Annotated in this window: 22 protein-coding genes; 19 read left to right on the forward strand and 3 right to left on the reverse strand. The window is 66.5% G+C overall.

Translation table 11 applies throughout. The annotated features are described in order from the left end of the window. Positions 1 to 14 precede the first annotated feature (14 nt). From HNP98_RS18095 to HNP98_RS18105, 3 genes are all read left to right on the forward strand, one after another. Positions 15 to 1,493, forward strand: coding sequence for an FAD-dependent oxidoreductase (locus HNP98_RS18095; protein WP_173811588.1), 1,479 nt, complete (start codon positions 15 to 17; stop codon positions 1,491 to 1,493). A gap of 137 nt (positions 1,494 to 1,630) precedes the next feature. Continuing rightward, the gene (locus HNP98_RS18100; protein WP_173811589.1) at positions 1,631 to 2,365 is read left to right on the forward strand and encodes an EthD domain-containing protein; all 735 of its coding nucleotides are present in this window, start codon (positions 1,631 to 1,633) and stop codon (positions 2,363 to 2,365) included. Between the two features lie 18 nt (positions 2,366 to 2,383). After that, complete coding sequence (locus HNP98_RS18105; protein WP_173811590.1) at positions 2,384 to 2,857, forward strand: hypothetical protein; 474 nt, start codon at positions 2,384 to 2,386, stop codon at positions 2,855 to 2,857. Between the two features lie 39 nt (positions 2,858 to 2,896). Here HNP98_RS18105 and HNP98_RS18110 read toward each other — a convergent pair whose 3' ends face one another. Further along, positions 2,897 to 3,793 (reverse strand): helix-turn-helix domain-containing protein, encoded by an 897-nt coding sequence (locus HNP98_RS18110; RefSeq protein ID WP_173811591.1) that lies wholly within the window; start codon positions 3,791 to 3,793, stop codon positions 2,897 to 2,899. 231 nt (positions 3,794 to 4,024) lie between these two features. Between HNP98_RS18110 and pcaH the strand changes: the two genes are divergently transcribed. The 12 genes from pcaH to hrpB all read left to right on the forward strand — a co-directional run bounded on the left by pcaH (position 4,025) and on the right by hrpB (position 17,177). Continuing rightward, on the forward strand, positions 4,025 to 4,711 hold the full coding sequence (gene pcaH / locus HNP98_RS18115; RefSeq protein WP_173811592.1) for a protocatechuate 3,4-dioxygenase subunit beta: 687 nt from the start codon (positions 4,025 to 4,027) through the stop codon (positions 4,709 to 4,711). Next, positions 4,711 to 5,310: a protocatechuate 3,4-dioxygenase subunit alpha gene (pcaG, locus tag HNP98_RS18120; RefSeq protein ID WP_173811593.1), complete on the forward strand. Its 600-nt coding sequence runs from the start codon at positions 4,711 to 4,713 to the stop codon at positions 5,308 to 5,310. The genes pcaH and pcaG overlap by 1 nt, the downstream gene beginning before the upstream one ends. Before the next feature lie 166 nt (positions 5,311 to 5,476). Next, complete coding sequence (gene pcaB / locus HNP98_RS18125) at positions 5,477 to 6,835, forward strand: 3-carboxy-cis,cis-muconate cycloisomerase (protein ID WP_173811594.1); 1,359 nt, start codon at positions 5,477 to 5,479, stop codon at positions 6,833 to 6,835. A gap of 9 nt (positions 6,836 to 6,844) precedes the next feature. Next, on the forward strand, positions 6,845 to 7,624 hold the full coding sequence (pcaD, locus tag HNP98_RS18130; RefSeq protein WP_173811595.1) for a 3-oxoadipate enol-lactonase: 780 nt from the start codon (positions 6,845 to 6,847) through the stop codon (positions 7,622 to 7,624). 184 nt (positions 7,625 to 7,808) lie between these two features. After that, positions 7,809 to 8,195 carry a 4-carboxymuconolactone decarboxylase gene (gene pcaC / locus HNP98_RS18135; RefSeq protein ID WP_173811596.1) on the forward strand — a complete coding sequence of 129 codons (387 nt, stop codon included), beginning with the start codon at positions 7,809 to 7,811 and terminating at the stop codon, positions 8,193 to 8,195. 7 nt (positions 8,196 to 8,202) lie between these two features. After that, positions 8,203 to 9,444, forward strand: a complete 1,242-nt coding sequence (locus HNP98_RS18140; protein WP_173811597.1) for a 4-hydroxybenzoate 3-monooxygenase — start codon at positions 8,203 to 8,205, stop codon at positions 9,442 to 9,444. Next, a complete protein-coding gene (locus tag HNP98_RS18145) occupies positions 9,441 to 10,808 on the forward strand; it encodes a 3-oxoacid CoA-transferase (protein ID WP_173811598.1) in 1,368 nt (455 codons plus the stop codon). Before HNP98_RS18140 ends, HNP98_RS18145 begins: the two co-directional genes overlap by 4 nt. 53 nt (positions 10,809 to 10,861) lie before the next feature. Beyond that, entirely contained in the window at positions 10,862 to 11,197 is a 336-nt protein-coding gene (locus tag HNP98_RS18150; protein WP_173811599.1) for a DUF3861 domain-containing protein, read from the forward strand. A gap of 407 nt (positions 11,198 to 11,604) precedes the next feature. Beyond that, complete coding sequence (pcaF, locus tag HNP98_RS18155) at positions 11,605 to 12,813, forward strand: 3-oxoadipyl-CoA thiolase (RefSeq protein WP_173811600.1); 1,209 nt, start codon at positions 11,605 to 11,607, stop codon at positions 12,811 to 12,813. 75 nt (positions 12,814 to 12,888) lie between these two features. Then, on the forward strand, positions 12,889 to 13,434 hold the full coding sequence (locus HNP98_RS18160; RefSeq protein WP_173811601.1) for a TetR/AcrR family transcriptional regulator: 546 nt from the start codon (positions 12,889 to 12,891) through the stop codon (positions 13,432 to 13,434). A 192-nt stretch (positions 13,435 to 13,626) separates the two neighbouring features. Further along, complete coding sequence (locus HNP98_RS18165; protein WP_173811602.1) at positions 13,627 to 14,355, forward strand: GIN domain-containing protein; 729 nt, start codon at positions 13,627 to 13,629, stop codon at positions 14,353 to 14,355. A gap of 71 nt (positions 14,356 to 14,426) precedes the next feature. Then, positions 14,427 to 17,177, forward strand: a complete 2,751-nt coding sequence (gene hrpB / locus HNP98_RS22050; RefSeq protein ID WP_173811603.1) for an ATP-dependent helicase HrpB — start codon at positions 14,427 to 14,429, stop codon at positions 17,175 to 17,177. 90 nt (positions 17,178 to 17,267) lie between these two features. Here hrpB and HNP98_RS18175 read toward each other — a convergent pair whose 3' ends face one another. Beyond that, positions 17,268 to 18,116 (reverse strand): FRG domain-containing protein, encoded by an 849-nt coding sequence (locus HNP98_RS18175; RefSeq protein WP_173811604.1) that lies wholly within the window; start codon positions 18,114 to 18,116, stop codon positions 17,268 to 17,270. A gap of 275 nt (positions 18,117 to 18,391) precedes the next feature. After that, the gene (locus tag HNP98_RS18180) at positions 18,392 to 19,240 is read right to left on the reverse strand and encodes an oxidoreductase (RefSeq protein WP_173811605.1); all 849 of its coding nucleotides are present in this window, start codon (positions 19,238 to 19,240) and stop codon (positions 18,392 to 18,394) included. A 223-nt stretch (positions 19,241 to 19,463) separates the two neighbouring features. Here HNP98_RS18180 and HNP98_RS18185 point away from each other — a divergent pair, with 223 nt between their 5' ends. The 4 genes from HNP98_RS18185 to HNP98_RS18200 all read left to right on the forward strand — a co-directional run bounded on the left by HNP98_RS18185 (position 19,464) and on the right by HNP98_RS18200 (position 24,413). After that, on the forward strand, positions 19,464 to 20,135 hold the full coding sequence (locus HNP98_RS18185; protein ID WP_173811606.1) for an outer membrane beta-barrel protein: 672 nt from the start codon (positions 19,464 to 19,466) through the stop codon (positions 20,133 to 20,135). Between the two features lie 129 nt (positions 20,136 to 20,264). Next, on the forward strand, positions 20,265 to 21,749 hold the full coding sequence (guaB, locus tag HNP98_RS18190; protein WP_173811607.1) for an IMP dehydrogenase: 1,485 nt from the start codon (positions 20,265 to 20,267) through the stop codon (positions 21,747 to 21,749). A 216-nt stretch (positions 21,750 to 21,965) separates the two neighbouring features. Next, positions 21,966 to 24,068, forward strand: a complete 2,103-nt coding sequence (locus tag HNP98_RS18195; RefSeq protein ID WP_173811608.1) for a PP2C family protein-serine/threonine phosphatase — start codon at positions 21,966 to 21,968, stop codon at positions 24,066 to 24,068. Between the two features lie 15 nt (positions 24,069 to 24,083). After that, complete coding sequence (locus tag HNP98_RS18200; protein WP_173811609.1) at positions 24,084 to 24,413, forward strand: STAS domain-containing protein; 330 nt, start codon at positions 24,084 to 24,086, stop codon at positions 24,411 to 24,413. The last annotated feature ends 2 nt before the right edge of the window (positions 24,414 to 24,415 follow it).

The following is a 24,415-nucleotide window of genomic DNA, read 5'->3' on the forward strand; positions in this document are numbered from 1 at the left end:
ATTCATCTACCCCTATGCAAACTCTCCAAGCAGACGTAATTGTCATTGCCGGCGGCGCGGCGGGCCTGTGCGCGGCCATCGCGGCGGCGCAGGGCGGGGCCTCGGTGCTGGTTTTTGAGAAGGAAGCCATCACCGGCGGCACGGCCAACCGGGGCATGGGGCCCCTGGGCATCGAGAGCCGCCACACCCGGCTACGGCAGTTCCAACCTACTAAGGACAAGGCCTTTGAGGTGTTCATGGACTACACCCACTGGCGGGTCGATGCGCAGCTGGTGCGGGCCTACCTCAACAAATCGGGCGACACCATTCACTGGCTGGAGGCGCTGGGCGTGGAGTTTCTGGAGCCGGCCTCGTACTTCCCGAGCGCCTACCCCACCTGGCACCTGGTGAAGCCGCCCTCCGGCGTGGCGGGCCCCGGCGCGGCGGGCACCATGACGGGCATCCTGGCCGAGCAGGCGCGGGCCCTGGGCGTGCAAATCCTGCTCGAAACGCCCGTGCGCCGCATCGTAAAAGACGGCGAGCGGGTGGTGGGCGTATTGGCTCAAAACAAAGACGGCGAAGACATTGAGGCCCACGCGGCGGCCGTCATCATCGCCACCGGCGGCTTCGGCAACAGCCCGGCCATGGTGCAGGAATACGCCGGCTACACCCTGGGCCAAGACATGTTCCCGTTCCGCATCCCCGGCATCACCGGCGACGGCATCCGCATGGCCTGGGAGGCCGGCGCGGCCGCCACCGAGATGAGCATGGAAATGATTTACGGCATGCCCGACAACCTGAGCATTCCGCCGCCGCTGCACGAGGCCTGCCGCCAACCGCATTTGTTCGTAAACCTCCTGGGCGAACGGTTTGTGAATGAAGCCATTATGCCCAACGTCACCTTCACGGCCAACGCCCTAGCTCGGCAAAAGGACCGGACCGGGCTGCTGATTTTCGACTCGGCTATTCTGGCCCAAATGGCCGTGGATTTCGACTTCCGCAACCGGGTGTTCCCGGTCACGAAGCTCGACAACCCCGAGGCGGCCATTGCCGGCCTGCTGGCCAAGGACTACCCCCACTTTTTCGTGGCCGACTCGCTCGAAGACTTGGCGGCCCAAACCGGCATCGACCCCGCCGGGCTGCGCGACACGGTGGCGGTTTACAACGCCAGCTGCGCCCGCGGCTACGACGAGCTGTTCAACAAAGACCACGCCTACCTGCGGCCCATCGAGGGCCCCAAATATTATGCGGCCCGCCACTACCCCAGCGCCTACGGCAGCACAGGCGGCATCAAAATCAACCACAAAACCGAGGTCATCGGCACCGACTGGCGGCCGATTCCGGGCCTGTTTGCGGCCGGCACCGACGCCTGCGCCATCTACGGCGACAGCTACGTATTCATCATGCCCGGCAACTCGATGGGCTTCGCGGTGAACACCGGCCGCATCGCCGGCGAAAACGCCCTGAAACTAGTAGCCGCCCGCGCCCCAGAGGAAGCGGCGGTGTCGGCGTAAAAAGAACGTCATGCTGAGCTTGTCGAAGCATCTCGCTCGCAGCAGTAATCCAATCGAGGCAACGAAGCGGTAGAGATGCTTCGACAAGCTCAGCATGACGTTCTTGAGAATTTAATCAATTAAAAACACCTTCCCCTATGATAAAGCAAATGGTGGCCGTGCGCCGCCGCCCCGGCCAAACCCACCAGGAATGCCTCGACTACGTGGAGCATGTGCACGGCGATATTGCTCGCCAGGGCCCGCCCGGCGTGTCCCGCTACGTGCAAAGCCACGTATTTGACGCCGCCTTTGGCACCAAAACCGACCCGGCGTACCAGCAGAATTTCGGGCGCGACTTCGTAACGGAATTGTACTTCGACTCGCCCCAGGCCATGAAGGCCAACGGCGAATCGGACTACGTGAAGAACGTGGTGCGGCCGGATGGCCGGAATTTCAACGACTTTCCCAGCGTCATCCTCAACCTGCTAACGGTGGAAACCGAACTGCCCGTGCCCAGTCCCGGCGCGGGCCAGGTGAAGGTACTGCACTACCTCAAAAAAGCCGAGGGCATCAGCGACGACGACTTCCACGCGCGCTGGGCCGCCGCCCACGCCGCCGTGCTGGCGGCCGAGCCAGCCGTGGCCGGGGCCCTGCGCCGCTACGTGCAAAGCCGGGCGCTGCCGCTGCCGGGGCCCGCTACCCAGCACTTCGGAGCCGGCGCCAGCCTGAGCTACGAGGGCATCGCCAGCCTCTGGCTTGACGACGAAGCCGCGCTGCCGCATTTCCGCGCCTACGAGGCCGCATTGATGCAGCAGGCCGGCGGCGAAGCCCCGCTCATCGACTTCTCGCAGTCGTTTTTCCTCTATACCCGCGAGAAAATTATCATCGGCTAATTGGCCAACGCTCTTGCTATGAAGCAGTTCATCCGGGCCAACGCCCTGAAGTCGACCATCGGCAACCTGGTGGCCAACACGGTCATTCCGGGGGCGCTGCTGCTCGGCAGCCCGCTGGTCAACCTCAAGGGCCCCACGCCCAACCTGCTCTCGGTACTGGTGCCGGGCGTGTTCATGTCGGCGCTGATAACCACCCTCGTCACGTTCGGCGTGATGACGGCCCAGCGCAAGGCCGGCTTGCTGTTGCCGCCCCTACCCCCCGCCACGCGCTGGTTCGCCAGGGCCCTGGGCGAGGGGGTAGGGATAGGCCTGCTGTTCGCCGTGCCGGCGCTGATTAGCATTTTGGCCGTGCAATTTTCTGCCGAAAACGCGCAGCTAAGCCGGGGCCTGGTGGTGGGGATTGCGGCCGTGGTGGGGGCGGCAGTTGGCTTCTTTTCGTCGCTGGTGGCCAGCCGGCGCGCCGCCCGGCTGGGCGGCCTGGCCGTGGCCTAGCCCCTGCTTGAAACGGCCAAGCAGCCCGGTGAGCGAGGACTACCGCAACCCGACCGGCGCGGCCCCGCGCGCCTGCCGAAACTGCGTGGGGGCCTGGCCGGTGTGCTGCCGGAAAAGCCGGGAAAAGTAGGCGGGGTCTTCGAAATTGAGCGCGTAGGCCACTTCCGAAATGCTGAGCGAGGTGTGCGCCAGGTAGTTTTGGGCCTCGGCCACGAAGTAGCCCTGCACCACCCGCACCGCCGTTTTTTGGGCCACCGCCTGGCACACCCGGTTCAGGTGCACGGGCGTGATGCTCAGCTCGGCGGCGTAGGCGGCGATGGTTTTCTGGGGCCGGCGGGCTTCCCGGATGCGCTTCAGAAACGCCTGGAACAGGGCCAGGCTGCGGTGCTGCTGCACCAGGCCGTGCGCGCTGTGCTGGTAGGCCAAGCGGAAAACCGTGGTGAAGAGCACGGTAAACAGCGCCTGCACCATTGCCTCGCGCTCGGGTAGGCCCCCGAACAGCTCCGCCCGAATTTTGTCGACGGCTTGCAGGCCGTCGGCGAACAGGACTGGGTCGTTGGCGGCGGGCAGGATGTGCAAACTGTCCAACTCGCGCCGAACGGGCGACGACGTGCCGAACAGCTTTTCAACGTAGGACGCGGACAGGGTGAGGACGGTGCCCTGCGCCCCGGCCGCGAAGGCAAACCCGTGTAAGGTATTTTCGGGAATGACCAAAAAGCACGGCCCGGTGAAGGCCATTTTCCGCTGCTCCACCAGCAGCTGTCCCGCCCCTTCCTCAATGCAAAACACCTGAAACAAATAGGCGTGCACGTGCGTCGGAATGGCCCAATCGTACTGCTGGCTACGGATTTCGAGCGACTCGCAGTGCACGAAGTCGGGCAGCACGGCCGGGCCGCTGTCGCCGTACAGGCCGTTGAAGTTGAGGATGGTGGGCATGGGGCAAATGGGATGACAGCGGGCGGGCGGCAGCGGGGGGCGGCGCAAGCAACTCCCCGGCAATGAGCGGAGCAGCGTTGTCGGCGCGAGGCCCGCGCTACTCCCCGGCGAGCAGACGAAGATAGGTTTGATTTATCCAACAACTTGGCGAATATCTCTAAGGCCTCCGCAATCGATGGCGGCTACTTTTGCTGCGCACCGTCCCACAGGTGCTAACAACGTAAGGCTGCCATGGAACCCCTGAATTTTGACACCCAGCCCCCGCACCTGTACCCAGAGTACAAGTCGACCATTTTGCGCAGCCCTACCCGGCCGCTAATGCCGGTGCGCGAGCTGATAAAGGACCTGAGCCTGCCAGTATTCGGCGAGTCGGTGCTGCAAAAGTATGATAACGACCTGACCAAGAACGCCCGCGTGAACGGCGAGCCCATCGGCGAGCGCATCAAGGTGATGGGGCGGGTGCTGGACGAGAGCGGCCGGCCGCTGCCCAACGTGCTGCTCGAAATCTGGCAGGCCAACGCCGCCGGGCGCTACGTGCACCGCGCCGAAATCCACGATGCGCCGCTCGACCCCAATTTTCTGGGCGGCGGGCGCGTGCTCACCGATAAGGAAGGGCGGTATTCGTTCTACACCATCAAGCCGGGGGCCTACCCCTGGGGCAACCACTACAACGCCTGGCGGCCCAACCACATCCACTTTTCGGTGCTGGGCCACCAGCTGCAGCAGCGCTTGGTGACGCAGATGTACTTCCCCGGCGACCCGCTGTTCGAGTTCGACCCCATCTTCCAATCGGTGCCCCGGCACGCCCGCGAGTTGCTCATTGCCAAGTTCCGCATGGACTGGACGGAGGCCGAATTTGCCCTGGCCTACCAGTTCGACATCGTGCTGAGCGGCCGCCACCAAACCCCGTTCGAATAATGGAGCGCCTCCGCCAAACCCCCTCGCAAACCGTGGGGCCCTTCTTCGCCTACAGCCTCACGGCCGCGCAGTACGGCTACCCCTACGACAGCATCGTGCACCACGCCCTGCTCGGCCCCGCCACGCCCGGCGAGCACATCCTCCTCACCGGCCGCGTGCTGGATGGCCAGGGCACGCCCGTGCCCGATGCCGTGGTGGAGCTGTGGCAGGCCGATGCGCAGGGCCACTACCGCACCGCGCCCCTCAGCCCGAAAGACGACGACGGCAGCGAGTTCACGGGCTTTGGCCGGGTAGGCACGGGCACCCAGGCGGGGGCCCGGTTCCAGTTCGAAACCATCAAGCCGGGGGCCCCGGCCGCCGGGCAGGCCCCGCACATCAACGTGACGCTGTTCATGCGCGGCTCGCTGCGGGCCCTGCACACGCGGCTTTATTTCTCGGATGAAACCGCCGCCAACGCCCACGACGAGCTGCTGAACGCCGTGCCGCCCGAGCGCCGCGAAACGCTGCTGGCGCAGGCTGTAGCGGGCCTCAGCCGGCCCAGCTATCATTTTGATATTCGGTTGCAGGGCGAAGGCGAAACCGTGTTTTTTGATTTGTAAATAGTAACGACCTCCACGTCAACCTCACCCCCTAGCCCCCTCTCCAAAAAAGAGGGGGGAACTAGCCCTAATTCTAAAAACTAAGGCTAAAAAATTAGTCCCCCCTCTTTTTTGGAGAGGGGGCTAGGGGGTGAGGTTCCCGCTAGGCCGATTATCCCATCCACCCATGCCTGGACTTTCCCACCTCCTCTTCACCAACGCCACCATAGAAGGCCTGTTCACGGCTGAGGCGCAGGTGCGGGCCATGCTGCGGTTTGAGCAAGCATTGGCGCAGGCCGAGGCGGCGGTGGGCCTGCTGCCAGCGGCGGCGGCGGCGGTCATTGCCGCCGAATGCCAGCAGCCGGATTGGGACGTGGCAGCCCTGGCCCGGCAAACGCTATTGGCCGGCAACCCGGCCATTCCGCTGGTAAAGATGCTTACGCAACGCGTGGCGCAGCACGATGCCGAAGCGGCCAAATACGTCCACTTCGGGGCCACCAGCCAGGACGTGCTTGATACCGCGCTGATGCTGCAACTGCAAAGCGCTCTGGCCTTTATCGACGGCCAACTGAACGAGTTGCTGGGGGCCCTGGCCACGCTGGCCACCGCCCACCGCGATACCCTGATGATGGGCCGCACCCTGCTGCAACAGGCCCGGCCCATCACCTTCGGCTACAAAGTGGCCGGCTGGCTCGACGCGCTGCTGCGGGCACGCGAGCGGCTGGCCCGGCTGCGGGCCGAGGCGCTGGTGCTGCAATTTGGCGGGGCGGTGGGCACGCTGGCAACCTTGGGTGAGCAGGGCCCGGCCGTGGCCGCTCACCTGGCCAGCGAGCTGCAGCTCGCCGCGCCGCTAGTGCCCTGGCATGGGCAGCGCGACCGGCTGGTGGAGCTGGCTGCCGCGCTGGGCATCGTGGCCGGCACCTTGGGCAAGCTGGGCCACGACGTGGTGCTGCTCATGCAAACCGAGGTGGGCGAGGTGCGCGAGTCGGCGGCCGCCGGCAAGGGCGGCTCGTCGGCCATGCCGCACAAGCGCAACCCGGTGGCGGCCACCTTTTTGGTGGCCATTGCGGGGCGCACGCCGGCGCTGGTGGGCCAGCTGCTGGCGGCCTTGCCCCAGCACGAGCATGAGCGGGCCGCCGGGGCCTGGCACGCCGAATGGGACACCCTGCCCGCGCTGTGCAGCCTGGTGGCCGCCGCCCTCACGCACGCCACCGACCTGGTAAGAGGGCTGGAAGTGGATGCCGACCGGATGCGCCACAACCTGGACCTGACCCAGGGCCTGATTTTCGCCGAAGACGTCACGGCCGCCCTCATGCCGCATCTGGGCAAAACGGCCGCCCACCAGCTCATCGAAACCGCCAGCCGCGAGGCCCCGCGCCAGGGCCTGGCCCTGCAAGCCTACCTCCGCCAACAGCCGCAAGTAACTCAACACCTGAACAATATGGCGCTGTCGGTCCTCTTCGACCCGGCCCACGCTACCGGCCTCAGCCAGTATTTTACCGACCAGGTGCTGGCCCGTTTTCACGCTTCCGCCGCTTCTATTTAACGCTTTCAGATGCCCCTGCTCCCCCTGCCCGACGGTCCTTTATTCTATACCCTGGACGGCCCCGAAGCTGCGCCGGTGCTCGTGCTGTCCAACTCGCTGGGCACCGACCATACGCTGTGGGATGCGCAGGTGCCGGCCCTCAGCCAGCACTTCCGGGTGCTGCGCTACGATGGCCGGGGCCACGGCCAAAGCGCCGTTACACCGGGGCCGTACTCAGTGGAGCTGCTGGGCCGCGACGTGCTGGCGCTGCTCGACGGGCTGGGCATCGGGCAGGCCCATTTCTGCGGCCTCTCGCTGGGCGGGTTGGTGGGCCAGTGGCTGGGGGCCAACGCCCCGGAGCGACTCATCAAGCTGGTGCTCAGCAACACGGCCGCCAAAATTGGCACCGCCGAGGGCTGGAATGCCCGCATCGCGCAGGTGGAAAAGGAGGGGGTAGGGCCCCTAACCGACGCCACGGCCAGCCGCTGGTTCACGCCGAAGTTCCGGCAGGCGCAGCCCGCGGCCGTGCAGCGCATCCTCGATGCATTCAAAGCGACGCCCCCAACTGGCTACGCGGCGTGCTGCGCCGCCGTGCGCGACGCCGATTTCTGGCAGGACGTGCGCCGCATCGCGGTGCCCACTTACGTGCTGGCCGGCACCGAAGACGCCGTAACCACCGTGGCCGACGGCGAATTCCTGGAAACCCACATCCCCCGCGCCCATATGCTGCCCCTACCCGCCGCCCACCTGGCCAACGTGGAGGCCGCGCCCATGTTCACCGGGGCCCTGCTGCGGTTTTTTATGCATTGATAGCCAGTTAATTAAACAAATACAAAGGTCGTCATGCTGAGCGCAACGAAGTGGAGCCGAAGCATCTCTACCGCAGCAGTAAACAATGCCTTTGCAACGAAGCAGTAGAGATGGTTCGACTTCACTTCGTTGCGCTCAGCATGACAGCCTAATGATTAATCTGCTAAACTAACAAATCCCACCCATGACCCCAGACGAAACCTACGACGCCGGCATGACAGTCCGCCGCCAGGTGCTCGGCGATGCCCACGTGGACCGCGCCACGGCCGGCGTCACCGACTTCAACGGCGACTTCCAGCACTTCATCACCCGCTACGCCTGGGGCGAGGTGTGGACCCGGCCGGGCCTGGCCCGCCGCGAGCGCAGCCTCATCACCCTGGCCATGCTGGTGGCCCTGAACCGCGAAGACGAGTTCAAAATGCACGTGCGGGCCGCCCTCAATAACGGCGTGACGGTGGACGAAATCAAGGAAGTGCTGCTGCAAAGCGGCATCTACTGCGGCCTGCCGGCGGCTAATGCGGCCTACCACGCCGCTGCGCAAGTCTTTGCTTCCCTGAACGATAAGCCCTGATTGCGTTATGAATAACAACCAGGAAATTCCGGTCCGCACCCAGGTGGGCATTGTGGGCGGGGGGCCGGCCGGGCTGCTGCTGGCCCAGCTGCTGCACCGCCAGGGCATCGAAGCCGTGGTGTTCGAGAGCCGACCCCGCGCCCGCGTGGAGGCCCGCCAGCGGGCTGGCCTGCTGGAGCAAGGCACCGTGGACCTGCTGCGCCAGGCCGGGGCCACCGACCGCCTCGACCACGAGGGCCTCATCCACGACGGGGTGCTGCTGAACTATAACGGCCGCCGCCACCGCGTGGCCCTGGCCGAGCTCACGGGCGGGGCCTGCATCACGATTTACGCCCAGACCGAGGTCGTGAAAGACCTCATCGCCCAGCGCCTGGAGCAGGAATTGCCGCTGCTGTTCGAGGCCGAGGTCACCGCCATCGACAGCCTGGACACCGGGGCCCCTCTCATCCACTACACCCACCAGGGCGCGGCCCGCACGCTGGCCTGCGACTTCGTGGCCGGCTGCGACGGCTTCCACGGGGTGGCCCGGCAGGCGGCCCCGGCGGGCTTCTTCAAAACCTACGACAAGGTGTACCCCTACTGCTGGCTGGGCATCATCGCGGAGGTGCCGCCCAGCACCGACGAGCTGATTTACGCCTTCCACGAGCGGGGTTTTGCGCTCCATTCCATGCGCAGCCCCACCCGCAGCCGCCTCTATGTGCAGTGCGCCGTGACCGACACCCTGGAAGACTGGCCCGATGCCCGCATCTGGGAGGAGCTGCACCTGCGCCTGGGCACCCCCGGCTGGACGCTGCACGAAGGCCCGATTCTGGAAAAAACCATCACGCCCATGCGCTCTTTCGTGACCGAGCCCATGCAGTACGAGCGCCTGTTTCTGGCCGGCGACGCGGCCCACATCGTGCCCCCCACCGGCGGCAAGGGCCTCAACATGGCCGTAGCCGACACTAAAACGCTGTTTGAGGCCCTGCGCGACTGGTACCAGGCCGGCGACGCGGCCGGCCTGCGCGACTACTCCGCCGCCTGCGTGCGCCGGGTGTGGCGGGTGCAGGAATTCTCAAACTACATGACCGAGCTGCTGCACCTCAACCCCGAGAAGTCGGCCTTCGACCAGCACTTGCAGGATTCGCGCTTCAACCTGCTCACTACCAGCGCGGCGGCCTCGCAAGTCGTGGCCGAAAACTACGTAGGCCTCGCCGCCCAGCGCGCCGCCGCCGCTCCCCAACCGCAGCCTATTTCGCACATTGTATGAAGCAAGTACCCCAGATAACGGCCGCCGAAGCCGCGGCCAAAGTAAAAGACGGCGACGTGCTGCTCGGCGGCGGCTTCGGCATGACCGGCAACCCCGTGCACCTGCTCAACGCGCTGGCCGAAACCGGCACCACGGGCCTCACCTTCGTGGGCAACAACGTGGGCGAGCCGGGCCTGGGCGGCGGCCGGCTGCTCCGCAACGGCCAGCTGCGCAAGATGGTCGGCTCGTTTTTCACCAGCAACCCCGATGCCGTGAAGGCCGCCCAAAGCGGGCAGGTGGAATATGAGCTGCTGCCCCAGGGCACCCTGGCCGAGGCCCTGCGGGCCGGCGGCGCGGGCATCGGCGGCTTCTACACGCCCACTTCAGCGGGCACGCTCATCGCCGAAGGCCGGCCCACGATGGTGCTTAAAGGTCAGGAGCAGGTGTTCATCGAAGGCATTCGGGGCAACGTGGCGTTTGTGCGGGCCTGGCGGGCCGATACGGCCGGCAACCTCACCTACCGCCTCACCGAGCAAAACTTCAACCGCGCCATGGCTACGGCCGCCGATTTGGTGGTGGCCGAAGTGGAGGAAATCGTGCCCGTGGGCACCCTCGACCCCAACCACATCCACACCCCCGGCTGCTACGTCGATTTCCTGGTGCAGGCCACCGTCACGCTCGCCGACCTGGGCACCTCGGCCAGCACCGGGGGGGGTAGGGCCCCCAGCCCCGGCCGCCTGCACATGGCCGCCCGCGCCTTTGCCGAGCTGCAAAAGGGCGACGTGGTGAACCTGGGTATCGGCATTCCCACGCTGGTGGCCGACCTCATCCGGCCCGAAGACGGCATCATCCTGCACACCGAAAACGGGATGCTGGGCGTGGGCCCCGCGCCCACCGACGGCGGCGGGGCCCTCGACTACCCCGTGAACGCCGGCAAAATGCCCGTCACGGCCCTGCCCGGCAGCTCGTATTTCGACAGCGCCGACTCGTTCGGCATGATTCGGGGCGGGCACGTGGACGTGGCCATCATGGGCGGCCTCGAAGTGGACAGCCACGCCAACCTCGCCAACTGGGCCGTGCCCGGCAAGCCCCTGCTGGGCGTGGGCGGCGCCATGGACCTGGCCGCCGGGGCCCGCAAGCTCATCATCACCCTCACCCACGCCGACCCCGACGGCACCAGCAAAATCGTCCCCGATTGCACCCTGCCCTTCACCGCCCACGGCGTAGTCGATTTGATTATCACCGACTTAGCGGTATTTAATTACGAAGGCGGCCAGCTCACGCTCATCGAGCTGATGCCCGGTGCAACCCTGGAGGAAGTGCGGGCCAAAACGGCCGCGCCGTTTGTGGAGAAGCTGGGGGAGGTGGTTGGAGTGGAGGCTTAAAAGTAAAGGACCTATATGACGTTCTAACTTTCTAATTGACCAAAAATACCCCAATGGCCAAACGCGCCCACCGGTACCGCCTGCGCCTCGAGCATTTGGCCCCCGCCGCCCCCGACCAGCCCACGCACCCGCCCGTGGAGCTGGACTTCGACAACCACGACGACATCCTCCACATCGCCGACCGGCTCGAAGCACGGCAGCTTTTCACCGCGCCGGGCCAGGCCACGGAGTTTGCCATCGGCCTGAAGCTGTTCGGCGAAGTGATGCTCAAGAACCGCGAGCACCCGCTGTTCGCGGAGCTGCGGCCCGCCTTCGGCGAGTTTATGAAGCGGCTGAAAGGCGGGGCCCCACCCGCGGCCGCGGCGCCTGCGCCTGAAGAAGCCCCGTAAATGCCGTAGAGACGCATCTTTGCTTTTCAGGATCGAACGACCCACCCGGACATCGTTCCGCAATGGAGACGCAAGGATGCGCCTCCACACCCGGCTGGCTCCTGCAATAGCCTTCTTTAGCGCAGTTTTCAGCTCCGCATATGGCCCGGTCCGCCGGCTTTTTCAGCCGGCCGACCGATTGCGTAGGGGCTTGCTGACGGCAATCGGTCGGCCGGCTGAAAAAGCCGGCGGACCGACAGCGGCCAATCGGTACACTGACCCAGAAACTGCGCTAGCTTGCAAGTAGTTGCTCGAATAGTTGCTCGAAATCAATTATGCATCATTGCTGTGTGATTGCCTGATTTACGGACTGAAAGCTAAATGGCTAACAGCTAATGGCTAATAGCTTACTTAACTAACTGACCCCAATGAAAGACGCATTTATCGTGGACGGCATTCGCACGCCGATTGGCAACTTTGGCGGCACCCTGGCCACCGTGCGGCCCGACGACCTGGCGGCCCTGGTGCTGCGCGAGTTGCTGGCCCGCAACCCCTCGGCCGACCCGGCCGCCGTGGCCGACGTGGTTATGGGCTGCGCCAACCAGGCCGGCGAAGACAACCGCAACGTGGCCCGCATGGCCCTGCTGCTGGCCGGCCTGCCCTACACCGTGCCCGGCGAAACCGTGAACCGCCTCTGCGCCAGCGGCCTCTCGGCGAGCATGGCCGCCGCCCGCGGTATCCAGAGCGGCGACGGCGACCTGTTCATTTCCGGCGGCGTGGAGAACATGACCCGGGGGCCCCTGGTAATTTCCAAGGCCAGCGCCGCCTTTGGGCGCGATTCGCAGATGGCCGATTCCAGCTTCGGCTGGCGCTTCGTGAACCCGAAGATGGAGGAGCTGTACGGCACCGACGCCATGGGCGAAACCGCCGAAAACCTGGCCGACCGCGACCACATCAGCCGCGAAGACCAGGACCGCTTTGCCTACGCCTCGCACCAGCGGGCCGGGGCCGCGCGCGACAGCGGCCGCCTGGCCCAGGAAATCGTGCCCGTGGCCATCCCGCAGCGCAAGGGCGAGCCCGTGCTGTTCGCGCACGACGAGTTCATCAAAGCCAACACCACCCTGGAGGGCCTGGCCAAGCTGCGCCCCGCCTTCCGCAAAAACGGCGGCACCGTGACGGCCGGCAACGCCTCGGGGCTGAACGACGGGGCCGCCGCCCTGCTGCTGGCGTCGGAGGAGGGCCTGAAGCAGCACGGCCTCACGCCCCGGGCCCGCTTTGTGAGCATGGGCGTGGCCGGCGTCGAGCCCCGCATCATGGGCATCGGGCCCGTGCCGGCCACCCAAATGGCGCTCAAAAGAGCCGGCCTCACGCTCGACCAAATCGACTTGATTGAGCTGAACGAGGCCTTTGCCGCACAGGCGCTGGCCTGCACCCGGGCCCTGGGCCTGGCCGACGACGACCCGCGCCTCAACCCCAACGGCGGGGCCATTGCCCTGGGCCACCCCCTGGGCATGAGCGGGGCCCGCCTGCTGAACACCGCCGCCCTGGAGCTGCACCGCCAGCGCAAGCGCTACGCCCTCGTCACGATGTGCATCGGCGTGGGGCAGGGCTACGCCGTCATCATTGAGCGGGTGTAATGGGCGCAACGCGGGCCCGGGCGGGGTGCCCCGGCGGCCGGGCGTTAATTTTGTGCCTCCGCCACGCTTTTGTTTATGAAAACGCCTCCTTTGGTTAGCCGCAAGCAGCTTATTGCGCAAACCGCCCTGCACCTGTTTGCTGAGAAGGGCTACGAGCAGGTGTCCACGCAGCTGCTGGCCAAGGCGGCGGGGGTATCAGAAGCCCTCATCTTCAAGCATTTCGGCACCAAGGAGAACCTGCTCACGTCCATCATCACCGCGGGCTACCAGCGCGTGGTGGAGCACATCAAGGGCCGGCTGGCCGAGGCCGATCCGCTCCTGTTTCTGCACAAGATGATTGACCTGCCCCAGGTGCTGGTGAGCGAGGAGCCCGAGTTCTGGAAGCTCCAGGCGCGGCTGCTGGACGTGGAATTTGCCCGCAAGCAGTACGAGCGGTTTTTGCAGCCGCTGCCGGCCCTGCTGCAACACGCCTTTCAGCAGCTGGGCTACGCCGAGCCCGTGCTCGAAGCCCAGCTGCTGCTGCTGCTGGTCGAGACGCTGTGGAAGCGCCAGGCCACCGGCCCCGACGAGGCCGCGCCCGACTTCCTGCGTTTTGTAAAAACGAAGTACCAAGCCCAGTAGTAGGGCCGGGCCGTTTGAGTGGGTCGGCAAGTGCTGCCAGCAACGTTCCCGGTGACAGACCGGTGTGGCGGGGATGCCCCAGGCAGTTGGTTAAGATGCTCGCAATAACTGTTTTGCGGGCCCGTTGGTGCACTGCCGGGCAGCGAACCAGCAGGTCCGGTGCGGCGTCGTTTTCACCCTGGCAACCAACCCATGACAAAGCTTTTCTTCCTCGCGGCGGCGGCGCTGCTCGCGGGCCCCAACGGCCGGGCCCAAAACGCCCTCGCGGCGGCTCGCGTCCAGGAGCGCAGCGTTGCTACCTTCGATGCCATCGACGTCACGGACGGAATTCAGGTTTACGTGCGCGACGGCCAAATTGCTCGCCTGCAAGTGGATGCCTCTACCCAGGGCTTGCGCGACAAAATAAAAACCGTCGTGGCCGGCAACGTCCTGAAAGTGTACTTCGACGCTTCGGGCGACCCGGCCTGGCACGGCTTAGTGGGTTCGCGGGAGGAGTTCAAGGTATACGTCTCGACCCACGAGCTGCAAGCACTAACCGCCGCCAAAGGAGCCGCCGTAACGCTGGAAAGCTTCCCGGCCGGCGCCGGCACGCTGGCCGTGCGCCTGCTTTCGGGGGCCCGCCTGGCCGGCAGTGTACGGGTCAATACACTCGACATCAAGCTGCGGGGCGGCGCCACCGCCAGCGTCACCGGCACGGCGGCCGTGGTCAACGTGCGGGCCACGGAGGGCAGCGGCTTCCGCAGTCCAGGCTTCAAGGCCGGGCAATGCACGGCGTTTGCCGCCAGCGCCAGCGCGGTGCGGCTGGCAGTGGCCGGCTCGCTGGACGCCGAATCGGTGAATGAGGCCGTTATCGAGTACAGCGGCCCCGCCGCCCTGACCCGGGAGCACCGCGAGCAGAACGGCAGAATTCTGCACATTTGACCCTTTCGTTACCGCCGCCCGCCCCCGGCACGGCGGCCAACGGTACCCGCGGCGGGCGTAATTTTGGGGCAATGCCCAACGATTTCCGCCTGCCCCCGCTGCCCGACTTGCCCATCGTAGCGGCCCTACCCGCGCTGCGCGAGGCCCTGGCGGCCCACGCCCGCGTGGTGCTGGAGGCCCCGCCCGGCGCGGGCAAAACCACGGTGGTGCCGCTGGCGCTGCTGGCCGCCGCGTGGCGGGGGCCCCGGGATAAAATCCTGGTGCTGGAGCCGCGCCAGCTGGCCGTGCGCGGGGCCGCCGCCCGCCTGGCCCAGCTGCTGGGCGAGCCCGTGGGCCGCACCGTCGGCTACCGCGTGCGGCTCGACAGCAAGGTGAGCCAAGACACGTGCGTCGAGGTCATTACCGAAGGCATTCTGACGCGGATGCTGCAAGACGACCCGGCCCTGGAGGGCGTGGCCTGCGTGGTATTCGACGAGTTCCACGAGCGCAGCCTGAACGCCGACCTCGGCCTGGCCCTGGCCCTGGATGCGCAGGCCGTGCTGCGGCCCGAGCTGCGCATCCTCATCATGAGCGCCACGCTGGAGGCCCAGCGGCTGGGGCAGTGGCTGCCCGCGCCGGTGGTGTCGTCGGCCGGTTTTTTGTTTCCGATTGACACGCACTACCTCGACCCGCGCCGGGCCGCCGCCCTGCCCAACCGGCCCGGCGAGCGGCTGGCGGCCTTGGTGCCGGCCCAGGTGCGGGCCGCGCTGGGGGCCCACGCGGAGGGCGACGTGCTGGTGTTTCTGCCCGGCGTGGCCGATTTGCAGCGCGTTGCCCGGGCCCTGGGCGACCTGCCCGATGCCATCGACCTGCACCTGCTGCACGGCGAACTGCCGCTGGAGGTGCAGGACGCCGCCCTGCGCCCGGCGCGGGCCGGCCGGCGCAAGGTCATCCTGGCCACCAGCATCGCCGAAACCAGCCTCACCATCGAGGGCGTGCGCATCGTGGTCGACGGCGGCTTTGCCCGGGTGCCGCGCTTCGTGCCGCGCACCGGCTTCACCACCCTCGAAACCGTGCCCGTGGCCCGCGCCGCCGCCGACCAGCGCCGGGGCCGCGCCGGCCGCCTGGCCCCCGGCACCTGCTACCGCCTTTGGACCGAAGCCGAGCACCACCAGCTGCCCGCCCACCGGGCCCCCGAAATCCAGGCCGCCGACCTCAGCGCCCTGGCCCTGGAGCTGGCCCTGTGGGGCACCGCCAACCCGGCCGATTTGCGCTGGCTCGACGCGCCGCCCGCGGCGGCCTACGCCCAAGCCCAGGAGCTGCTGGTGCGCCTGGGGGCCCTGGAGGAAATTAAAAATGAAGAATTAAAAATTAAAAACGAACCAGCAAGTACAACCAGTTTCGTTGTTGAGCCGGTCGCGAAAAACCCAATTCTTAATTCTCAATTTTTAATTTTTAATTTAAAATTAAAGCCTACCGCCCACGGCCGGCAGCTGGCCCGGCTGGGGCTGCCGCCGCGCCTGGGCCACCTCGTGGTGCGCGGCCAGGAGCTGGGCCAGGGCCCCGCCGCCGCCGCCCTGGCCGCCCTGCTGGCCGAGCGCGACCTGCTGCGCTGGGCCACGCCCAACGACCCGCGCCCGCTGCCGCCCGACCTGCGCCTGCGCCTCGAAGCGCTGGCCAGCGGCCGGGCCCCGCTGCCTGGCCTGGCCCTGCACCCGGCCACCTTGCAGCGCGTGCGCGACGTGGCCCGCCACCTGCAAAGCCGCCAGGGCCCCAAAGGGCATTCACCCATTCAATCATTCACCCATTCACCGGTTGGCCTGCTCACGGCCCTGGCCTACCCCGACCGCGTGGCCCAGCGCGAAACCGACGGCCGCCTGCGCCTGGCCACCGGCCAGCGCGTGGAGCTGCGCACCGAGGACGTAGACCCGCAGGCCGAGTTTTTCGCTGTGGCCCACCTGGCGGGCACGGCCGCCGCGCCCCGCGCCACCCTGGCCGCCCCCGTGAGCCGTGAGGAGCTGGAAACTGCTTTTGCCGGGCAAATTACGGCCACCGACGAGGTGCGTTACGACCCCGCCACCCAGCGCGTAACCGGCCGCCGGGTGCGCCGCCTGGGGGCCCTGCGCCTGGCCGAGTCCGTCATTGGCCAACCCGACGCGGCGCTGGTGGCGGGGGCCCTAGCGGCGTATTTGCAGGAAGCCGGTCTGAGCAAACTGCACTGGACGCCCGGGGCCCGGCAGGTGCAGCAGCGGCTGGAGTTTCTGCGCCACCACTTCCCGGGGCCCACTGCCGCTGACGGCGACCAAGCCCTAACAACTGACAACGAGCAACTAACAACTAGCTGGCCCGCTTCCGACGAAGCCACGCTGCTGCGCGAGCTGCCCCAGTGGCTGGGGCCCCACCTGGCCGGCCTCAAAAGCCTCGACCAAGTGCAGCGCCTCGACCTGACGGAGCCGCTGCTGGCCCGCCTGCCCGGCGGCTGGGCCCAGCGCCAGGCCCTCGACCGCCTCGCCCCCGCCGCCCTGGAGGTGCCCAGCGGCTCGCACGTTACCCTCGACTACGCCGAGCCCGCCGCGCCCGTGCTGGCCGTGAAGCTCCAGGAGCTATTCGGCCTCACGGAAACGCCCACCGTGGCCGGGGGCCGGGTGCCGCTGCTGCTGCACCTGCTCTCGCCCGGGGGCCGCCCGGCGCAGGTCACGCGCGACTTGCGCAGCTTTTGGGAAAAGGGCTACTTCGACGTGCGCAAGGATTTGAAGGGCCGCTACCCGCGCCACCCCTGGCCCGACAAGCCGATGGAACACATCCCAACCAAACTGACCAAGAGGCGGTTGGACAACCAGTAGCGCGAACTTTGTAGTTCGCGCTACAGCCCCACGATTACCACTGGGACGAAGCGAAACGCGCGGGCTCACAGAGCCCACGCCACAAGCTCGTTACCGCATGTCGCTGTCGTCTACGAACCCGCTGTCTGAGCCCCCGTCGCGGGGCGAGTAGTGGCGGTGCAGCCAGCGCGAGAGGCCCCCGAGGCCGGGCAGCAGCACCCGCTCGGTGATGTTGGCCTGGTCGAGCTTGTCGCGCACTTCCCACTTGAGTTGAGCAGGCACGATGACGCGAAAGTACAATTCCGGGTGATGCGCCAGCCACTCGTGCAGCACGCTCTGGCTGCTACTCATCAGCGAAAACAAGGCGTACTGGTGCACAATGCGCGCATCGAGGCTGGGCGGCTCCAGGAACAGCACGAAGGGCTCGGCTTGCAGGCTTTCGAGGTTGCGCAGGCTGTCCGTTACGGGGGCCAGCAACTCGGACGTGAAGACGTTGGAACCTTCCTGGCGCAGGGCGTCGCGCAAAGCATCGGGCAGGTGCTCGGCGGCCTTCACGTAGTTCAGGGCCCAGATAATCCCATCTTGGTGGTAGGCCTGGAGGTCGTCGGTGGCGAAGTGCAGGGCCACGTAGGGCGAGTACGTCCAGTCGAGCAGGCGGGTGGGCAGGCCGTGGTGCTGGGCCAAGGCCAGCCAATCCCAGACCGAAGCCGTGGCGGCGGGCGAGGCCGCCGTGTCGCGGGCGTACTTGCGGAAGTTGCGCAGCAGGTGGTGCTCCAGCTCGAAGTAATTGCCGCCCAGCCGCTGCAGGCTGGTGGTGAGCAAGTAGTTTTTGGAGCGCTGCCCGCGGTACACAAACGGCGAGCGAAACCGCCCGATGCGCCCGTCCCAGGTGTCCTGAAACAGCAATTCCTGCAAGTGGGCCCAGGAAGTGGCGATGCGGTCGGCGGCGGAATAGGGCATGGCCCGAAGGTACGCCGGGACCCGCTGGGCCACCTGCGCCGGGCTGCCGGCTTTTCGCCGGCTGCCCGGTAATCGCCAGGGCCCCCAGGGCAAGTCCGCACGTCCGCAACGCTTGGCCGGGGCCGCCCACCCGCACAGTGCAACGCTTTGCCCACCCGCACCGTGCAGCGATTAGCGGGCAGCCGGCGAAAAAGCCGGCAGCCCGCCCGTGGTATTCGGCACAAAAAAGGGGCCCCCGGCAATACGCCGGGGGCCCCTTCTCGAAGCAAATAATCCTACTTTTCGGCCGGGAAGTCCGCACCTTCGCCCACGCTGGCGTACTGCTCCACCTCGTCGCTCAGCTCCTTGATTTTGGCGCGGGCGCCCTTCACGGCGGCCACGCCCAGGGGCAGGTGCAGGGGCGGGTTTTCCTGGTTCACCACGTCGTACATGGCCTGGGCGGCGCGCACCGGGTCGCCGGGCTGGTTGCCGCTGTAGCCCTGGATGTCGCCCATGTTTTTGCCGGCCGTGGCGTCGTAGTCGGCGTTTTTGGGCTTCGTGAACGTGGCCGACTCGCCGGCCCATTTGGTGCGGAAGCCGCTGGGCTCAATGTTGGTGACGCGGATGCCCAGGGGCCCCACTTCCTTGGAAAGCGCCTCGCCAATACCCTCCAGCGCAAACTTGGAGCCGTTGTAGATGCCCACGCCCGGAAAAGCACGCAGCCCGCCGATGCTGGTAATGTTGAGGATGTGGCCGCTCTTGCGCGCGCGCAGGTGGGGCAGCACGGCCCGCAGCACCCGCAGGGCCCCGAACACGTTCACGTCGAACTGCCGCTGCACTTCGTCCTCGTCGATTTCTTCGATGGGGCCCAGCGAGCCGTAGCCGGCGTTGTTCACCACCACGTCGAGGTGGCCGAGGGCGGCAATAGCTTCCTGCACGGCCCCGGGCACGCGGGCGGCGTCGGTCACGTCGAGCACCACGCCGCGGCCGTTGGCGCCGGCTTTTTGGGTGAACTCGTCGGCTTGGTTTTGGTGGCGGAAAGTGGCGGCTACTTTGTCGCCTTTGGCCAGCAGCAGCTCGGCCAGGGCCTCGCCGAAGCCGGACGAGGCGCCGGTAATGAACCAGTTTTTAGGGGAATTGGGCATGAGTCGTTTCTATAAGTGGTGAAAATACCAGGTGCGTAAGACGGCTAGTGGGGGCAAATTGTTTGCGGTAGCCTACCCAAAGGCCTTGTTTAAAAAGCAGGATGCTAGCCCGCAAATGGTTGTCTTTTAGAAGAAAATCCTGGTCGGCCTTTTCACGTGCAACTTGGTACACGCAATGGGGCTCTACTTGGCATACCTCCACTTTCCACTTCCTTTTCTACCCATGCAGCTGCACCGCTTCCTTTTACCCGGCCTGCTGGCCGGGGCCCTGCCCTTGGCAGGCTTTGCCCAGACTAAGACTCCCGCCGATTTCAAGCCCCACGTTTTTGTGGGCCTGGGCGCGTCCGTCGGCTCGCTACAGTCGCCGGCTCGTTTTTATGATCGTCCCGCCCTGCCTTCCCTTACGGTGGGCGTGCAGCTGCAACCCCGGCTGGCGGTGCAGGCCAGCGCCCTGTACGCCCAGTCCGAAGGCCCTTACGCCTACCCAAGCGCTTACTTCAACGGTGGGCCGCACCAGGGCAACACCTACGGCAGCATTCGGCAACGCAGGCTGGTGGTGCCCGTGCTGGCGCGGTACGCCCTCACCAACCGCCCGGAAAAACGTTTTCAAGTCGATTTATTGGGCGGCTTCACCGTGGCGCGGTTCATGACCAAAGGCTCCAGCACCTCCGTTGATAGCCTTCAGAACGTCGTATCCAACTACGATGGCCACTACGCCTCCACCAGCTGGTACCTGAACCTTGGCACGGGTGTGCGCTACCGGTTAACCCAGCGCTTGGACTTAACGGGCGATTTTATAGTTAATTTTTATATCAACCCGCCCGAACACAGCGGCTTGTCTTCCTATTCGTACAGCACCCCAATAGGCCTGCGCTACCGCTTCGGCCGCCGGTAAGCTCGCCAGATTCCAACGGCCCCCAACGCCCCGCCCCGCCCGCCCGGCGGGGCGTTTCTTTTTCCGGCCCATCCCAACTTCCCGACGTAAATTTGCCCGGCAATAGGTTTTCCCTAACTCCTTTTGCTCATGGCCGACCCCGCCGCCCTCGCCACCAAGATTGCCTTCGAGGCCCTCACCTACGACGACGTACTGCTGCTGCCGGCGTACTCCGAGGTTTTGCCCCGCGACTGCGACCCCGGCACCCAGCTCACCGCCCGCATCCGCCTGCAAATTCCGCTGATTTCGGCGGCCATGGACACCGTGACGGAGGCCGACATGGCCATCGCCCTGGCCCAGGAAGGCGGCCTGGGCATCATCCACAAAAACATGAGCATCGGCAAGCAGGCCGAGCAGGTGCGGCGCGTCAAGCGCAGCGAGTCGGCCCTGATCCAGGACCCGTTCACGCTGCTGCCCACCGCCACCCTCGCCGACGCCCGCCACCTGATGCGCCACCACAGCATCGGCGGCATCCCGGTGATTGACGGGGAGCGGCGCCTGCAAGGCATCCTCACCAGCCGCGACCTGCGCTTCGAGCGCGACCTGACCCTGCCCGTGACCACCGTGATGGTGCCCCTGGCCCGCCTCGTAACGGCCCCCGCCGGCATCGACCAGGCCGCGGCCGAGGAGCTGCTCCAGGACAGCAAAGTGGACAAGCTGCCGCTGGTGGACACCGAGGGCCGCCTGGCCGGCTTGATGACCTACAAGGACATCCGCAAGCGCCGCCGCTCGCCCCAGGCCAGCAAAGACGGCCAGGGCCGCCTGCGCGTGGGGGCCGCCGTGGGCGTGACGCCCGACCTGCTCCAGCGCGTGGCCGCCCTCGTGGAGGCCGGCGTGGACCTGGTGAGCCTCGACACCGCCCACGGCCACTCGAAGGGCGTGATGGACGCCGTGCGCGCCATCAAGGCCGCCTACCCCGACCTCGACGTGATGGCCGGCAACGTGGCCACCGCCGAAGGGGCCCGCGCCCTGGCCGACGCCGGGGCCGACTGCGTGAAGGTGGGCGTGGGCCCCGGCTCCATCTGCACCACGCGCATCATCGCCGGCATTGGGGTGCCGCAGCTCTCGGCGGTGCTGGAAGCGGCCCGGGGCCTCGAAGGCACCGGCATCCCGCTGGTGGCCGACGGGGGCATCAAGTTTTCGGGCGACATCGTGAAGGCCCTGGCCGGGGGGGCGGCCGCCGTGATGGTGGGCTCGCTGCTGGCCGGCACCGAGGAGTCGCCCGGGCAGCTCATCATTTACGAAGGCCGCAAGTACAAGAACTACCGCGGCATGGGCTCGGTGGAAGCGATGGAAGACGGCAGCAAGGACCGCTACTTCCAGGCCGCCGAGGACGACGTGAAGAAGCTCGTGCCCGAGGGCATCGTGGGGCGCGTGCCGTTCAAGGGCCCCGTGAGCGAGATTATCTACCAGATGGCGGGCGGCCTGCGCGCCGGCATGGGCTACGTGGGGGCCCCCGACCTGCCCGCGCTGCAAGCGGCCCGGTTCGTGCGCATCACCGGGGCCGGCCTGCGCGAGAGCCACCCCCACGACGTGCAGATTACCCGCGAGGCCCCCAACTACAGCAGCCGCTAGCGCCACCGTAGCCAGGGGATGAGCTGAGGGTGAAGGGCCAAGAACCAGCGGTTGGTTTTTGGCCCTTCGCCCTCGGCTTTTACGCCCGCCGGCCCGCCCCAAACCCGGCGCGGTTCGGGGAAGTAGATTCGGCCGTTGTGGGTAACTTGCCGGGCAGTGGGGCCCCGGGGCGCACTCGTGCGGGCGGTACGGGCCCTTCCAATCTTTTCCTTTCCAGTGCGCCAACGCTTATCTTTTTGTTCCCTTGTCCTGGCCGTCCTCAGCTGGGGGCTGCTGCTGCTGGGCACCTTGGGGCGGGCCCACGCGGTGCCGGGGCTGGCCGGGTGGCCGCGCTGGGGCATCATCCTGGCCCAGGCCGTTTTCGTGCTGTTCGTGTTCCTCTACCAGCGGGGCCGGCCCGACCCGCTCCAGGGCTACGACTTCGTGGGCCTGCTGCGGCGCCTGGTGCGGGGCCCCGGCCTGATAGCCGCCGTGGCGCTGGCCCTGGGCTTGCTGGAGCGCGCGGCCGCGGTGGCCAGGCTGCCGGCCGGGGGCCCGGCGCTCCTGGCCGTGGTGTACACCGTCAACCTGGGGCTATTCGTGGTGTTTTTGGCCCGCACCAACTACGCCTGGCGGTCGCTCATCCTGTTCCGGTCCACGGTGCGCCTGCGCACCGAGTGGGCCTTGTTTGAGGTGCTGCTGGGGGCCACGCTGCTGCTGCGGCTGCTGAGCTGGCACCCGCCCGCCACCGTCAACACCGTTGTATTCACGGCGCTGGCCTTGTTTGGGGCCTACCTGGGCACCAACCAGAAATGGGTCGCGTACCTCTCGCGGCGGCAAAAGTGGCAGGCCGTGGCCTACGAGCTGCTGCTGCTGCTGGGGCTGCTGGTGTTCGTGCAGTACTTCCGCGCCACGCGGTTCGACCCGCTGCTGCTGGCCCCCGAGCCCCAGGGCGCGTTTCTGGTGCTGACGGCTTTTTTCGCGGCGTTTTATTCGGTGACGGGCCTGCTCGTCACCTTTTTCAACCTGCCCACGGCCCGGGTGCACGAGCAGCGCCGGGCCGAAGTGCTCAGCCTCCAGCGCCTCACCCAAATCATTCAGCGCGGGCAGTCGGAAGCCGAAATTTATCAAACCCTGCTCGACGCGGCCGCCGACACGGCCCAGGCCGACGCGGCCTGGCTCGACGTACCGGCCGAAAACCCGGCCGGCAAAACCACCGCCGCCACGGAGTACTACTACAAAGTCAGTCCGGCCGAGGCCACGCTCCTGCGCGACGCCTTGGCGCACTACCGCCTCAGCGGCGTCAACTTCGTCAACAACAACCTGGCGGAAAAGCCGGCCCTGGCCGCGGTAGCCCCCCACTACCGGTCGCTGGTGCTGCTGCCGCTGCACGGCACCCAGCACCGCTACGGCACCCTGTACCTGCTCAAGCGCATCCCCTACGGCTTCGACCCCGAAGAGGTGAGCGTACTGCGCAGCTTCACGGACCAAACGGTGCTCAGCCTCGAAAACCTCACGCTGGCCACCCTGGCCCTGCACAACCAGCGCACCCAGGAAGAGCTGAAAATTGCGTCCGAAGTGCAGGACAGCCTCATTCCCAAGAACCTGCCCACCGACGACTGGTTCGAAATCAGCACCCACTCGCTGGCGGCCAAGGAGGTGGGCGGCGATTTCTACGATTTCCTGGTGCTGCCGGGCCGGCGGCTGGCCGTGCTCATCGGCGACGTGAGCGGCAAGGGCGTGACGGCCGCCTTCCACATGGCCCAGATGAAGGGCATCTTCCACGCCCTGATGCAGGGCAACCCGCTGGCCAAAAACGAGCGCGACCGGTTTCCGCTGCCCAGCCGCTTCATGGCGCAGGCCAATGCGGCCCTCGCCCACTGCCTGGAGCGCTCCTCGTTCATCACGTCCTCGCTCTACATCATCGACTACGAGCAGGGCGGCTTCATGTTTGCCCGCGCCGGGCACTGCCACACGCTCTACTACCACGCCCTGCGCGAGGAGGTGTTCTACTTCCAATCGGCGGGCCTGGGGCTGGGCATCATCCGCAACGAAGGCTACGAGAAGCACATCAACAACCAGTTTTACGACTACGGACCCGGCGACGTAATGGTGGTTTACACCGACGGCATCGTGGAGGCCCGCGGGGCCGGGCAGGAAGAATACGGCGAGGACCGCCTCAAGCTGCGCCTCGAAGAATGTTATTACCAAGAGGCCGACGCCATCAAGCAGTTCATTCTGAACGACTTGAATGCCTTCACCACCGGCCAGCCCATCCACGACGACCAGACCCTGCTCGTCATTAAATTCAAAGCCGTTCAACCGGAACCGGCCGCCTGACGTATCTGCCCCATCATGAAAGTAACTGCTCACCCCTCCGCCGATTCCCTGTTGCTCGTCCTCGACGGCGAGCTGGACGCTAGCTCGGCCGTATTGCTTGATTCCGAGCTGGTCAAACCCGGGCTGCTCGACTACCGCAAGGTGCTCATCGACTGCGCCAAGCTCAGCTACATTTCGTCGGCGGGCCTGGGCGTTTTCATTTCCCACTTGCAGCGGCTGCAAGACCACAACGTGAAGCTGGTATTTTTCAACATGCAGGAAAAAGTGTTCAACGTCTTTGAAATCCTCGGGCTCGACTCGCTCATGACCATCGTGCCCACCCAGGCCGAGGCCACGGCGGCGTAGGC

Origin of the sequence: Hymenobacter caeli (assembly GCF_013294115.1) — a bacterium.
Lineage (GTDB): Bacteria > Bacteroidota > Bacteroidia > Cytophagales > Hymenobacteraceae > Hymenobacter > Hymenobacter caeli.

Coding starts and splice junctions, on each gene's coding strand:
- HNP98_RS18095 (WP_173811588.1), top strand. CDS start 15: ATGCAAACTCTCCAAGCAGACGTAATTGTCATTGCCGGCGGCGCGGCG.
- pcaC (WP_173811596.1), top strand. CDS start 7,809: ATGACCCCAGACGAAACCTACGACGCCGGCATGACAGTCCGCCGCCAG.
- HNP98_RS18140 (WP_173811597.1), top strand. CDS start 8,203: ATGAATAACAACCAGGAAATTCCGGTCCGCACCCAGGTGGGCATTGTG.
- HNP98_RS18200 (WP_173811609.1), top strand. CDS start 24,084: ATGAAAGTAACTGCTCACCCCTCCGCCGATTCCCTGTTGCTCGTCCTC.
- HNP98_RS18100 (WP_173811589.1), top strand. CDS start 1,631: ATGATAAAGCAAATGGTGGCCGTGCGCCGCCGCCCCGGCCAAACCCAC.
- pcaF (WP_173811600.1), top strand. CDS start 11,605: ATGAAAGACGCATTTATCGTGGACGGCATTCGCACGCCGATTGGCAAC.
- HNP98_RS18145 (WP_173811598.1), top strand. CDS start 9,441: ATGAAGCAAGTACCCCAGATAACGGCCGCCGAAGCCGCGGCCAAAGTA.
- pcaH (WP_173811592.1), top strand. CDS start 4,025: ATGGAACCCCTGAATTTTGACACCCAGCCCCCGCACCTGTACCCAGAG.
- HNP98_RS18180 (WP_173811605.1), bottom strand. CDS start 19,240: ATGCCCAATTCCCCTAAAAACTGGTTCATTACCGGCGCCTCGTCCGGC.
- HNP98_RS18175 (WP_173811604.1), bottom strand. CDS start 18,116: ATGCCCTATTCCGCCGCCGACCGCATCGCCACTTCCTGGGCCCACTTG.
- HNP98_RS18150 (WP_173811599.1), top strand. CDS start 10,862: ATGGCCAAACGCGCCCACCGGTACCGCCTGCGCCTCGAGCATTTGGCC.
- pcaB (WP_173811594.1), top strand. CDS start 5,477: ATGCCTGGACTTTCCCACCTCCTCTTCACCAACGCCACCATAGAAGGC.
- HNP98_RS18160 (WP_173811601.1), top strand. CDS start 12,889: ATGAAAACGCCTCCTTTGGTTAGCCGCAAGCAGCTTATTGCGCAAACC.
- HNP98_RS18185 (WP_173811606.1), top strand. CDS start 19,464: ATGCAGCTGCACCGCTTCCTTTTACCCGGCCTGCTGGCCGGGGCCCTG.
- pcaG (WP_173811593.1), top strand. CDS start 4,711: ATGGAGCGCCTCCGCCAAACCCCCTCGCAAACCGTGGGGCCCTTCTTC.
- pcaD (WP_173811595.1), top strand. CDS start 6,845: ATGCCCCTGCTCCCCCTGCCCGACGGTCCTTTATTCTATACCCTGGAC.
- HNP98_RS18110 (WP_173811591.1), bottom strand. CDS start 3,793: ATGCCCACCATCCTCAACTTCAACGGCCTGTACGGCGACAGCGGCCCG.
- hrpB (WP_173811603.1), top strand. CDS start 14,427: ATGCCCAACGATTTCCGCCTGCCCCCGCTGCCCGACTTGCCCATCGTA.
- guaB (WP_173811607.1), top strand. CDS start 20,265: ATGGCCGACCCCGCCGCCCTCGCCACCAAGATTGCCTTCGAGGCCCTC.
- HNP98_RS18165 (WP_173811602.1), top strand. CDS start 13,627: ATGACAAAGCTTTTCTTCCTCGCGGCGGCGGCGCTGCTCGCGGGCCCC.
- HNP98_RS18105 (WP_173811590.1), top strand. CDS start 2,384: ATGAAGCAGTTCATCCGGGCCAACGCCCTGAAGTCGACCATCGGCAAC.